Below are 12,766 nucleotides of genomic sequence, written 5' to 3'. Positions count from 1 at the left end.
GGTGTTTAACTTAGATTTTTTCTAATCATAACTAATTCTAACACTTTTAATTATTGTCTATTGTTATTCGTCAATTTAGAATTTAGATGCTTTGTTAGTTGACTATATTTTAGATTTATTGATAGCCGATAAAATGGTATTTTTGACTGATTCAAACTGTTTTTTTAGGGTAATTTTACTTAATTCTGATTGATTTTCTCCTCGAAAAGAAAGACTTTTATCAATAAATTCTTGCAGTTGTTTGGTTTTATCTAAACTTATTTTTACTGTTAATAATTGTTTATACTGAGTGGGTTTTCCTAATTCAAATAATAAAATATAATACAAGCCTTTATTAACTAAATTATTACTAATTTGATTACCTGTTTCTGTTTTTAAATCAAGGTAGCAGGGCAACCATTTTGGTTCATAATTGCGGTTATATAATAAGTTTACCCATAATATCATTGGATGGGGGTTTAGTTGAAACATAAAATGATTAAAACAGAGGGTTGTTTTCGGTTGAAATATATTAACTTCTTCTGATTCTAACATTGTCCATAAACTAGAAAATTCTCCTTCTTGAGAATCGGTTAAGCAGGGAAAAACTATTTTTTTTCGAGGTTTATCGCTGGGCCAATTACTTGTTAAATATAGTTGTTGTAATGATAAACTTTCTCTGTTTTGTGGAGTTCTAACGGCGGAATAACCAAAGGAATTATCTTCTCCATTAGGTTTATTATATTCTCTTTCTAGGGGAGTAATAACTCTTAAAATTTCTCCTATATTTTGAGGTCGATCGAGGGGTGATTTTGCTAGACACTTCATGATTAAAGAGTCTAAATTTTGAGGTAATTGTAGATAACTAGGGAGAGGTTGAGGGGTAAGTTCTTGATGAGCTTTATACCATGATTGAAAAGTCCTATTTTCTGCCATAATGGGCTTTTTTTGACTCAACATTTGATACATTAACACCCCTAAACTATAAATATCTGATGTGGGTGCTAATTCTTCTTCGGCCATTTGTTCGGGAGAACAGTATTCTGGTGTTCCCATGAAGTGTTGTTGTGTTGTGCCTTGACTGGGATCATGAACTTGAGCGATACCAAAGTCTAATATTTTGACGATCGTATTTTTGTCGGTATTTTTGGCTAAAAATATATTACTGGGCTTAATATCTCTATGAATAATGGGGGCTAATTGTCCATTAATTAAAATACCGTTATGGGCGCATTCTAACCCTAAACAAATTTGACGGGTTAAATATAAAAATCTGGCGATAGATAAGGATTTTTTCTTGACTAATTGATCTAAATCCTCTCCTTCCATATATTCCATTACATAAAAGGGTACTTGATCATTGCCGATGCCATAATCTTTTACCTTGACAATATGATTACTATGCTCCCCTAGTAGTGCGCTGATTTTGGCTTCTGTCTCAAATCTCGATCGCATTTTTTCGTCTAGCAATGCCTGAGATAAGAATTTAATGGCGACAATGATATTTCCAGAGGATTTGTCGATCGCTTTATATACTTGCCCCATGGCGCCCCTACCAATTTGATGAACCAACTGATAACGATTTGCCAATAAATTACCTGATTCATTGCCAAAAGATTTTACTAAATCTGATAGTGGTTTAAACATGGGGTTCGATCGTCGAGGCTATAGTAATTAGTTGCTTATTATATCACACTTGAGGATTGGGCAAACTAGGTAATTGACTATTATTGCTCTATCATAGCCCTCATCAGTGAATCAAAAAATATCACATCAAATAATTACAAAACAACTCAATTGATTAATTTTTGTTACGAATATGTAAGTTTTATTTTTCATTTTTATTATTATAAGCTATCATGAACTTTGTAATAACTTCATGTTCTCAAAAGTAAAATGTTCGATCGTACCCCACAAAAAAATATAAATAAAAATTATGACTACTTTACAAAATATTTTAAATAAACACTGCCTTGAACAAAAAACCGGTTTATTGCTTCTGAGTATGCCTACAGGTTTTGGAAAAACCCATAATGTTTTAGATTTTATTTATCATAATTATCAAGAATTTAAAGCCCAAAAAAGAAAATTTATCTTCATTACTAACCTGAAAAAGAATTTACCTTATCAAGATTTACAAAAGCGTTTTATTAGAGATCATAGAGAAAGTGAATACGAAGAAAATGTTTTATTTATCAATTCTAATTTAGATTTTGTAATTGACAATTTACTAAATTTGGAATATGAAATTCCCGAAGATTTTAAAAATAGTAAAAAATATCAAAATTTAACGAAACAAATTAAAAAATTACAACAAATAAAAGAAGCAAAACAATTTGATTCAGAGTTTCAGCAATGGATTAAAGATAAAATTAAAGATGAATATGAGCCTAGCTTTAGATATGAAATTATAGAAAAGTTAAAACAAAAATGCAAGAAGAAAGAAGGAGGTTTAGAATTAATCAAAAACGATCGTAATTATCAATGGATTGGTAAATTATACCCCACAGTTTTTACCGATGAGAGAACTGTTTTATTCATGAGTATGGATAAGTTTTTGTTAAAAAATTCTACCCTTGTTGAACCTGCTTATTATTGTTTCGATCGATTGGCAAAAAATGCCTTAATTTTTATTGATGAATTTGACGCTACAAAAGATACTATTTTAAATCAAATTATTGATGCAGGTAACAAACATAAAATTGATTTAATTAACTTATTTTTAAATATTCATAACCATCTCAAAAATACTGAATTTCCTGAATCCTTACTGAAAGATTCTGAAAAACGAGACAAATCATCTCAAAACAAAAATTGGAAATCTTTACCAGAAATCATCACAGAATTGAAAAGAGATTCTCAACAAATATTTGAAAAATTCAAGTTAGAATATACTTACAAATATTATCCATCGGAAAAAGATAATTCAAAAAAAACTAGAAATTTTTTATTTTATGACTATGAGTCTCATCATGTTCTCGATCGACGTTGTCATCTTATAATTGATACTGATCAAGATCATAAATCGAATTGGATCAAAAAAAGTTATCACAATAGCGATGATTATAAAGAGCATCAAACTATATCCTATTTATTAGGTCAAATAGCGGGTTTCTTGACGTATTTTCAAGGTGCAATTCGCATTTTAGCAGAAAACTACTATAACTTAAAAAAAGATGATGCAGAAGAAGTTTTTTCTTTGGAATCCGCTATTAGTACAGTCTTAAATGTTGGTTTTAAATTAGATGAAAAAAATATTAATATTTTAACTAAAAATATACTAGAAAATTATAATCCTTTTGCTCCAAAAACAGGAAAACAAATCAATCAATTACAAAGTTTTTATGAAGTGGGTTTTAAATATCATGATATTGTGGATAATGATAACCACGATTTAACCTCTAAAATTTATTTCTATAACTTTAACCAAACTCCCGAAGGTTTTTTAATGAAAATTTGTTCACAAGCAATGGTAGTAGGAATTTCAGCCACTGCTAGTATGGATACAAATATTGGTAATTATGATATTAAATTCTTAAAACAATATCTAAAAAACTCTTTTTATTCTCTTTCAGAAGATGAAATTAATCAATTAAAAAATGAATATAAAGAGATAACAAAAGGTTATAATCAAATCGAAATTAAGACTAAATTTATTGGTACAGAATCTCAATATGAAGCCTTAGAAAGACTTGAAGAAATAGTAGATGATGAAGAATGTGCGAATACTTTACTCACTCAATCTCAAGGAAATGAATATGTTTTTTGCCGATATGTCAGATTATTAGAAGCATGGCAATATTTTAATCAAAATGAAGATTGTCAGGCTTTTATCTGTTTTTTAAATAAGTTTCCTAAAGAGGGAGATGCAGAATTAGATTTAAAGATAATTAATAAATATTTTTGTTATGTCAATGGTTTTGATGCTGATAAAAATAATTTAAAATTAATTAAAAAGCAATATGTGATTTTAAATAGTGAAAACTTTGATCAAAAATTAAACAAATTAAAGGAAAGATTAGCTCAGGGAGAAAGAATATTTATTATTTCTACCTATCAAACTTTAGGAGCGGGAGTTAATTTACAATATGAAAAACCCAAAGATTTTACAACTATTAAAATTAATGATTTTGACAAGAGATTAGAAATGGATATTAATGGTGTTTATTTAGAAAAACCTACCCATTTATTAATTTCTCTTAATAACGAAGAAAAAAATCAAGATGAGAATTTTATTAAATATCTTTTCCAATTAGAATTTTTATTAGAAAATGGAGTGATGTCTCGTGAACAATTTAAAAGCAAATTAGATGAGGCTTTTCATAAATATATCGGCGAATCATATTATCGAATCAAACATGAAGCTAAAATTGACTTATATAAAACTACTCCTTTGACTAAATATTTAAACAAAGTCATCATTCAAGCATTGGGGAGAATTTGTCGTACAAATATGAAAGCATCAACTATTCATATTTTGGCGGATAATAGTATCAAAAAATATCTCAATCGTGTCAAATTACCCTCTGATATTATTCCCGTTAAAGAATATGAAGCATTAATAGAAAATTGTCAAGAATATTCGATGTTACCAGAGGAAATTAAAGAAGCAAAAATTAAAGCTGAAACTAATAGTCATCAGGCTTTTCAATATATTCAACGTCAATTAAATAATGCTTATAAAAGTTGGAATACTAAAGATATTGAAAAATGGAAATCTTTAAGAGAACAAGTTTTATCTCAGCCAACTATTGTCAATAAATTAGATTGTGAAAATCAATGGTTTAAAATTTATATCGATTTACCAAAATCGAATAATTATTATCGATTTACCCAAACAAATGATTATGGAGAAGTAGAAATTTTCTTTGATAATAATGAAGGCGAACAAAAAGTAAGTGAAACCTCAGCACGTTTACCAGAATTAATGAAAATTGAGCCATTAAAACAGTTATTTATTGAGAAGAATTATGCTACTAATTTTGAGAAAGCAGAATTAATAATTAGTCCACCAATTTTTAATAATATTTATAAGGGTGCATTAGGAGAAGTTTGTGGTAAATATATTTTAGAGGAATACTGTAAGATTGAATTATCAGAACTGGATGATCATGAATTTGAAAGATTTGATTTTAAAACAGCCAATGGTATTTATTTTGACTTTAAATATTGGGGTAAAAATTTTGATAAAGATGCAGAAAGTGAGTTAGAGAAAATTCGAGGAAAAATGAATGAAATTAACGCTAAAAAAGTTTTTATTATTAATATTTTAGCTGATACTGATAATCGCCCTTTTAATCCTATTTCTTCTGATGACAATCAAATTATTAGAATACCTTTTTTATGTCAAAATAATCAAATCAGTGAAAAAGCATTACATTATTTACGTCAGGAGTTAAACTAATGGAAATTATCACTAATCGCTTAAAAATAAACTTTAACATTGATAATATTAAAAATGATTTTATCTTTCTTCGTTTTACACGAACTGATAATAATAGTAAATGGTGGGGTGCAAAAGTATTAGATTATCTCTTAGGAGATGAGTATAAAGCCTTAGCGGTTTCTTATACAGGAGAATATGCTTTTGCTATGTTAAAAAAAGAGGAAAATAATGGTTATGACTTAGTACAAAAAATTAGAAATTATGATGATAATCTTCAAAAGTTTATTGTTAATGAAGTTCAACCAAAAGATATTATCAATAATGATGGAGAAGAAAATATTATCGATCGAGAAGCCTTAGCTCGTTTATTATTAAATTATCTTGGTTCATCAACATCAAGATTTAGTAATTTTCAGTTTTCTAATCTTACTGGTTGTTTGTTAAAAGTACCTCATTTAAACAGCAATAAATTAAATAACTCTATACAAGTTGGGGAAGTAAATCTTAATCATATCAACAATACTGACAATGAATTTTTATTAAATGTGAGTATGGCAACTTATCGTTTGAAAAGTGATATTTTATCGGAAGTAAAAAATGCTAAAGATGAGCGAAAAAAGCAATTACAAAAATATTTAAACCGTCCTGACTATGAAATATGTGAAGCAAAAAATATTTTAAAAAGATACTTGGGAGTAAAAGATAAAAATGATCCAAAAAAAACATATATTAAAGCTGGTATATATAGAAAAAAAGCCCATCAAGATTTTCTTAAATTTAAAAATATAAAAGATTTTGAAAGTAGTAGATTAGGTATTTTAATAATAGTAATTAATGATATTCAAAAAAAACTCAATAAATATTTAAACATAGAGTTTATCCCCTTAAAAATTGATAAATGTCTTGAGTTTAATTCAGAAAATTTAATGTTAAAAGATGCTAAAAAACTTCATTTTATTCTTGATAATCAAAAAATTAATATTGTTGATTTAGTTAAAGATGAAATTTCCGAAAAATTAGTTAATGATATTCAAGAATTATTGAATCCCTATTTTAAGGAGACAAAATTAATTTCTCTTAATGATCAAGAAATTAAAGGCATTTTCAATTTACGAATTATTCATGATAAAAACTATTATAAAAAAAATAATATTGAAGATAAATATTTACTATCAGATGATATTACCCCTAGACAAAACTTAACGATCGAATCTGTCAAAAAATTATCTAAAGCTATTATTAAAACACTGATTAAAGAATTAATTATTAAGCAAGATATTAGCAGAAAAAAAATAAGTCTTTTTGATTGGAATAATATCGTACAATCACATAAAAAGTGGATATTTGGAATGTATAAAGAAAATGATGAGGAAAATAAAGATAACTCGATTTTAACTTTTATGACTATTAATGCTGATGGAAGTTTTGTATTTGAAAATTTAGATACTGATGAATGTTTATTTAATGAACATAAATATCAAGATTATCATGATTATATTGAAGAAGCTATTAAAAAAGAACAAAAATCAAAATCATCTTTTAAATTTGAAGGTTTTGTTATGTCAGAAAATGGCGATATTAACCTAATTTTTTGCTCTGATGAAATTACTTTACCGCCATTAGAAAAGCTAGAATCTTTATTGAAAGACATAGAGAAAAAATTACCCGAAAACCTTAAAAATCCTGCAAAAATTATTCAGATTGTTGATGATTTTCTAAAGATTAATCCTAACTTAAAGAAAGAAAAATTTGAAGATTTCCGTAAGGTAATTAAAAATAATTATAACTTTGATGGTGTCTCAAAGAAAGAATTATATAATTTAATTCAACAATATTTAGGCTCACAACGTAACAATAAAGGAAAAATATCTTATACGGCTAATACTGATGAAGCAACTAAATTTAGAGATTACTTATTAGAAAAGTATCAAGTTAGATTTATTTTTCCTAAAGATAATGAAACTCTCGATTCTTTATTTGCTAATACTTTAAATATTAATTATTTTGGCGAAACTGACTCCGAAGCCTATTATTTTGTGGGCGATCGAACTGAGAACACTCAACACTCTTTCAAAGATGCTTGTCATATCCGCAAAATTATAGCTGTCAAAGGTTGTAAATTAATTTTTCAAGACTTATTAAAAACTATGGATGTTGACTTTGTGCGTACAGGACAAAGTACAGTTCTTCCTTTTCCCTTTAAATATATTCGAGAATATTTGAATCTTACCACTTGAAGTATCTTTAATTTATGTAATAAATTCCTTATGAGATACTTACTGTTTTAAAACGTCTTTTAATGTGTTAACAATACGCAAATATTGTCAATGGCTAGTTATGATGATTACAATACAACTTAAAAAGTTTTAATAAAATAAAACTCGAAAAATTACGATGAATCAATCGCAAATTGTTATAGCAAAACAACAAGAAATTAAAGCGATCGCTTTAAGATATAAAGCCGAAAATATTAGAGTTTTTGGTTCAGTAGCAAAGAAAAATTTTCATTCCGATAGTGATATAGATTTTTTAGTAAAATTACCCGATGAATGTAGTTTATTAGAGTTAATAGAATTTAAACAATCCTTAGAAGATTTATTAGGTTATTCAGTGGATATTGTAGAAGAAAATTGTCTTCACTCAATGATTAAAAAAGAAATATTAGAATCAGCCATAAGATTATGAAAGAAGATAAACTTTATTTATACTCATCAAGGTTATAATCTGATGTTGCAAAATGTACAGTTGCCTTTTGCCTACTTGCCTTTTGCCTACCTTCACCAAACTCAAGTTATACCCTCGCCAAGTATAACTCATATAAAAGAATGTATAGAAAAAATAGAATCTTATACTATTGAAGGAAAAGCAACCTTTGAGAAAAGTTCAATTATTCAAGATGCTGTCATTCGTAATTTTGAAATTATTGGAGAAGCAACGAAAAGATTATCAAAAGAATTAAGAGATAATAACCCAGAAATAAAGTGGCGAGAAATAGCTGGTTTTAGAGATGTTTTAATTCACGATTATCAGCTTGTAAATATACACAGAGTTTGGTTAGTAATTGAAAATAATTTACCCACTTTAAAACAAAAAGTTAATGATTTACTTTCTGATAATTAGTTAATATTATTTGATTTAAAAAAGCCCTTAATTCAAGTAAAAAATGCACAGTAATTAGGGTTGAACATTGTTCAACCCCCTTCTTGAAACCGCTTATTAGTTTAATATCTCACTTGTTTTGCGGTTTCAAAGAAAACCCTTACATTTTCTTCGGGTGTACCCACTAATACCCCATGACCAAGATTTAAAATGTGTCCACCTTTACCGGCTTTATTCACGGTATCATGGATTCTTTGTTTAATAAATTCGGGTGAACCAAATAACACCCCGGGATCGATGTTGCCTTGCACTTTCATTTGTGATCCGAGTCTTTGTCTTGCTTCTGCCATATCCACAGTCCAATCAACGCTGATAATATCCACGCCAGACTGTCCCATTCTTTCTAAAACCCCTGCACTACCACTAATATATAAAATCAATGGGGTATCGGGATGGGTGGCTTTCACTTGCTCTACTACTCGTTTTTGATAGGGTAAAGCGAAGGTTTCATAATCTTGAGGGCTTAATTCTCCTGCCCAAGAATCGAACATTTGGACAACTTGCGCACCACAATCAATCTGGTAACGCACATAGGTGGCGATCGAATCTGCTACTTTACCTAAGAATTTATGGAGAATATCAGGTTCAGAAAATGCCATACTTTTAATGACAGCATAGTTTTTCGAGCTTTTACCCTCAATGGCATAGGCGGCTAAAGTCCAAGGTGCGCCCACAAATCCTAAAACCGTTGATTTATTGCCAACTTCCGATCGTAAAGTATTAAGAATAGTTTTAATAAAAGGTAAAGATTCTTCAGGATCAAGAGGACGTAATTTTTCCACTTGTTCTAAACTACGAATAGGAGGATCAATAATAGGGCCTTTACTTTCGATAATATCAAAAGGAATACCCATACCGGGTAACGGTGTTAAAATATCAGAAAACATAATTACCCCATCCGGTTGAAACGCGCGCCAAGGTTGGAGAGAGATTTCGATGGCTAAATCGGGATTTTCCGATCGTTCCCTAAATCCGGGGTGTTTATCTCTTAAATCACGATATACTTTCATATAACGTCCAGCCTGACGCATCATCCATACTGGAGGACGATCGAGGATTTCACCACGGGCAACCCGTAATAGACAAGGCAATTCGCTCATTTTATATAAATTTTTCTTTTTAGTGCATTTTTCAGCATATCATTACACCTTTACACTCTCCAAAGAATGTAACGATGTGTGAACAACTCTAATGAATGGAGAATGGAGAATGGAGAATGGAGAATTGTAACATCTTTCATTATCCATTCTCAACTATCCATTAAATAACAGTATTATCTGAGATCGTAGCATTTTTGATAACTACTACAATACCACTGCGAATTAAGAATCCTTCGTCTTCTCGATTAGCTTCTTCGACTCTGTCTTTATTGGTGATAATGACGTTTTTACCAATTCGGGCATTTTTATCAACGATCGCACGTCTGATGGTAGAATCAGAGCCAATTCCTACGGGGATACCTCCTTGATCTATTTTACTCTGTCTGATAGCACCAGATTCATAAAAGTCTGCACCCATTAATAAGCTATCTTCTACGATACAATTTGACTCAATTCTCGTTCTTACACCTAAAACACAATGATTAATACGACATTCTTTAATAATGCAACCTTCCCCGATAATCGATTGAGTTACTTGAGAATTTAATAACTTAGTGGGAGGAAGATAACGAGAACGGGTGTAAATAGGAGCTTTTTCATCATAGAAACTAAAATCTGGTCTTGGTTGGTTGGTTAAGGCTAAATTTGCCTCATAAAATGCCTCGATCGTACCGATGTCTTCCCAGTAACCTTTATATAAATAGGCTTGTACTCGATAATCTTGAGCCGCCGCAGGGATAATTTCCTTACCGAAATCTGTTTGACTGGGGTTGTCTTGTAAAAGTTTTTCTAAAACTTCTTTTTTAAACACATAAATACCCATAGAAGCAATATAAGGGCTTTCTTGAGCTTTATCGGGACTCAAACCTAAAATAGAAGTATCCACCGCCATTTTTTTCAACTCATCCCCTTCAGGTTTTTCGCTAAAATCGATAATGCGTCCAGTATCATCAATTTTCATTAACCCAAAAGCAGAAGCTCTTTTTTCGTCAATGGGTACAACAGATAAAGTAATATCTGCACCCGTTTTGCGGTGATGTTCCACAAATTTCGTATAATCCATACGATAGAGATGATCTCCCGACAGGATAATATATTCATCAATATCCCACTCTTGAAACAGCCATAAATATTGACGTACAGCATCCGCAGTACCTTGAAACCACTCTGGATTTTCTTTAGTTTGTTGGGCAGCTAATACTTCCACAAAACCATCGCTAAACCCTGAAAAATTATAAGCACGACTGATATGACGATTCAAAGAAGCCGAATTAAATTGAGTTAAAACATAAATTTTTAATATTTCGGAATTAATACAGTTACTAATAGGAATATCAATTAAACGATATTTTCCCGCTAAAGGTACTGCTGGTTTTGCCCGTAACTTTGTGAGAGGATATAATCGTGTACCAGCGCCACCGCCTAAAATAATTCCGAGTACTTTTTTCATAAATTTATTTTGTGAAATTGCTTTTATTAGAAAGTTTATTGGTTAATGGTCAATCACACAATCAAAATTAGGTTAAGAGCAAAAATATTTTGTACCGTTGAGGTTACAAGTTTTAGGATTTTCACATTCAACTCAGGTTATGCTAAAGTGCTGAAAATTAGTTTTTTTTAGCAAGTAGTTACATTAGAACTATTCTCAATTAATATTCCTTATGAATAAAATTTTAGTAACGGGTGCGGCAGGTTTTATTGGTTTTCATTTATCCCTATCTCTAGTAAAGCAAAATCATCAAGTCATTGGCATTGATAATCTTAATGACTATTATGAAGTCTCTCTCAAGAAAGCTCGTCTTCAAGAATTAGAGCAATTTGATAACTTTCACTTTCACTTCATGAATCTGCACGATCGAACTGCCATTAATCGCCTTTTTGAGCAAGAAAAATTTGATCTAGTCGTTAACCTTGCCGCTCAAGCAGGAGTGCGTTATTCCCTTGAAAATCCCCATGTTTACGCTGATAGTAATGTAGTAGGATTTTTGAATATTCTCGAAGGTTGTCGTCATTATCCCGTTAAACATCTGGTTTATGCCTCCTCTAGTTCCGTTTATGGTATGAATACAAAAATACCTTTTAGTACAGAAGACCCCGTCGATCGACCTGTAAGTTTATATGCAGCCACAAAAAGAGCAAATGAACTCATGGCTTACACCTACAGTCATCTTTATAATATTCCTAGTACTGGTTTACGCTTTTTCACGGTTTATGGCCCTTGGGGAAGACCTGATATGGCATTATTTTTGTTTACTAAAGCGATATTAGCAGAAAAATCGATCCCTGTTTTCAATTACGGCAAAATGCAACGAGATTTTACCTACATTGACGATATTGTTTTAGGTATCGAAAAAGTAATGGATAAAATACCGTCAGGAGTTCCTCCCCATAAACTATATAATATCGGCAATAATCAACCTGTGGAATTATTGCATCTAATTGAAGTCCTCGAAAAAACTTTAGGAAAAACTGCCGTCAAAGAATTTTTACCCATGCAACCGGGAGATGTTTTAACTACCTATGCTGATGTGGATGATTTAATTGCCGATGTGGGTTTTAGCCCAAAAACTCCCATTGAAACAGGAGTCGAAAAGTTTGTTAATTGGTATCGTGACTATTATCAGCTAAGTTAATGAGTTCGATCGATCGAACCTAATCCGTTTCCTCTAAATGTTCAGCGACCGATCGATATAATTCTAAAACATGATGATCTAAAAGTCGATAAAAAACCTTTCTACCTCTTTTTTGATAGGCAACTAAACGCATGACTTTTAATGTCCTTAATTGATGAGATACCGCCGACTCACTCATATCTAAAGTAGCCGCTAAATCACACACACACAACTCCTGTTGCGCTAATACCGATAAAATTCTTAAACGGTTAGAATCCCCTAATAAACTAAAAAATTCCGCCATTCTTTGCGCCTTATCGTTACTTAATATTTGTGCCTTAAAAGTCTCGATTAATTCACTTTCAATATTATGAGGAGTACAAGGAATTAATTTCGTTTTTTCTTCGAGATAAGATATATTCATATTTAGCTGATTAGGTCGATTAATAATTGATATAATTATGATTCCCTGTTGTTCAGTTAGTGCCTTATGAATTTCACGCTCATGACGCAAAGACGCAAAGAATATT

General features: G+C 30.4%; 9 protein-coding genes. 5 read left to right on the top strand and 4 right to left on the bottom strand.

Features of this window, described 5'->3' with window-relative positions:
• Positions 1-102: 102 nt before the first annotated feature.
• A complete protein-coding gene (locus tag SYN6308_RS19230) occupies positions 103-1,626 on the bottom strand; it encodes a serine/threonine protein kinase (RefSeq protein ID WP_017296087.1) in 1,524 nt (507 codons plus the stop codon).
• A gap of 289 nt (positions 1,627-1,915) precedes the next feature.
• Here SYN6308_RS19230 and SYN6308_RS19225 point away from each other — a divergent pair, with 289 nt between their 5' ends.
• The 4 genes from SYN6308_RS19225 to SYN6308_RS19210 all read left to right on the top strand — a co-directional run bounded on the left by SYN6308_RS19225 (position 1,916) and on the right by SYN6308_RS19210 (position 8,485).
• Positions 1,916-5,383, top strand: a complete 3,468-nt coding sequence (locus SYN6308_RS19225) for a hypothetical protein (RefSeq protein WP_017296086.1) — start codon at positions 1,916-1,918, stop codon at positions 5,381-5,383.
• Positions 5,383-7,602 carry a hypothetical protein gene (locus SYN6308_RS19220; RefSeq protein WP_017296085.1) on the top strand — a complete coding sequence of 740 codons (2,220 nt, stop codon included), beginning with the start codon at positions 5,383-5,385 and terminating at the stop codon, positions 7,600-7,602. Before SYN6308_RS19225 ends, SYN6308_RS19220 begins: the two co-directional genes overlap by 1 nt.
• 157 nt (positions 7,603-7,759) lie before the next feature.
• A complete protein-coding gene (locus tag SYN6308_RS19215) occupies positions 7,760-8,050 on the top strand; it encodes a nucleotidyltransferase family protein (RefSeq protein ID WP_017296084.1) in 291 nt (96 codons plus the stop codon).
• Between the two features lie 60 nt (positions 8,051-8,110).
• A complete protein-coding gene (locus SYN6308_RS19210) occupies positions 8,111-8,485 on the top strand; it encodes a HepT-like ribonuclease domain-containing protein (protein WP_390090372.1) in 375 nt (124 codons plus the stop codon).
• Positions 8,486-8,586: 101 nt separating this feature from the next.
• Here the strand turns inward: SYN6308_RS19210 and hemE are convergent, their stop codons facing one another.
• Both hemE and SYN6308_RS19200 read right to left on the bottom strand, forming a co-directional pair.
• A complete protein-coding gene (gene hemE, locus SYN6308_RS19205; RefSeq protein ID WP_017296082.1) occupies positions 8,587-9,624 on the bottom strand; it encodes a uroporphyrinogen decarboxylase in 1,038 nt (345 codons plus the stop codon).
• 160 nt (positions 9,625-9,784) lie between these two features.
• Entirely contained in the window at positions 9,785-11,074 is a 1,290-nt protein-coding gene (locus tag SYN6308_RS19200; protein ID WP_017296081.1) for a glucose-1-phosphate adenylyltransferase, read from the bottom strand.
• A gap of 211 nt (positions 11,075-11,285) precedes the next feature.
• On the opposite strand from SYN6308_RS19200, the gene SYN6308_RS19195 reads away from it, so the two are divergent.
• A complete protein-coding gene (locus tag SYN6308_RS19195) occupies positions 11,286-12,257 on the top strand; it encodes an NAD-dependent epimerase (protein ID WP_017296080.1) in 972 nt (323 codons plus the stop codon).
• A gap of 19 nt (positions 12,258-12,276) precedes the next feature.
• Here SYN6308_RS19195 and SYN6308_RS19190 read toward each other — a convergent pair whose 3' ends face one another.
• On the bottom strand, positions 12,277-12,660 hold the full coding sequence (locus SYN6308_RS19190; protein WP_017296079.1) for an ArsR/SmtB family transcription factor: 384 nt from the start codon (positions 12,658-12,660) through the stop codon (positions 12,277-12,279).
• Positions 12,661-12,766: the final 106 nt, after the last annotated feature.

The sequence above is a fragment of the Geminocystis herdmanii PCC 6308 genome (assembly GCF_000332235.1).
GTDB lineage: Bacteria > Cyanobacteriota > Cyanobacteriia > Cyanobacteriales > Cyanobacteriaceae > Geminocystis > Geminocystis herdmanii.
Note: the sequence above shows the minus strand (reverse complement) of the source record. Positions and strands in the feature narration are given on the sequence as shown.

What these genes read in the sequence shown, in the direction of transcription:
- SYN6308_RS19230 (WP_017296087.1), bottom strand. Translation starts at nt 1,626, where the DNA reads ATGTTTAAACCACTATCAGATTTAGTAAAATCTTTTGGCAATGAATCA.
- SYN6308_RS19225 (WP_017296086.1), top strand. Translation starts at nt 1,916, where the DNA reads ATGACTACTTTACAAAATATTTTAAATAAACACTGCCTTGAACAAAAA.
- SYN6308_RS19220 (WP_017296085.1), top strand. Translation starts at nt 5,383, where the DNA reads ATGGAAATTATCACTAATCGCTTAAAAATAAACTTTAACATTGATAAT.
- SYN6308_RS19215 (WP_017296084.1), top strand. Translation starts at nt 7,760, where the DNA reads ATGAATCAATCGCAAATTGTTATAGCAAAACAACAAGAAATTAAAGCG.
- hemE (WP_017296082.1), bottom strand. Translation starts at nt 9,624, where the DNA reads ATGAGCGAATTGCCTTGTCTATTACGGGTTGCCCGTGGTGAAATCCTC.
- SYN6308_RS19200 (WP_017296081.1), bottom strand. Translation starts at nt 11,074, where the DNA reads ATGAAAAAAGTACTCGGAATTATTTTAGGCGGTGGCGCTGGTACACGA.
- SYN6308_RS19195 (WP_017296080.1), top strand. Translation starts at nt 11,286, where the DNA reads ATGAATAAAATTTTAGTAACGGGTGCGGCAGGTTTTATTGGTTTTCAT.
- SYN6308_RS19190 (WP_017296079.1), bottom strand. Translation starts at nt 12,660, where the DNA reads ATGAATATATCTTATCTCGAAGAAAAAACGAAATTAATTCCTTGTACT.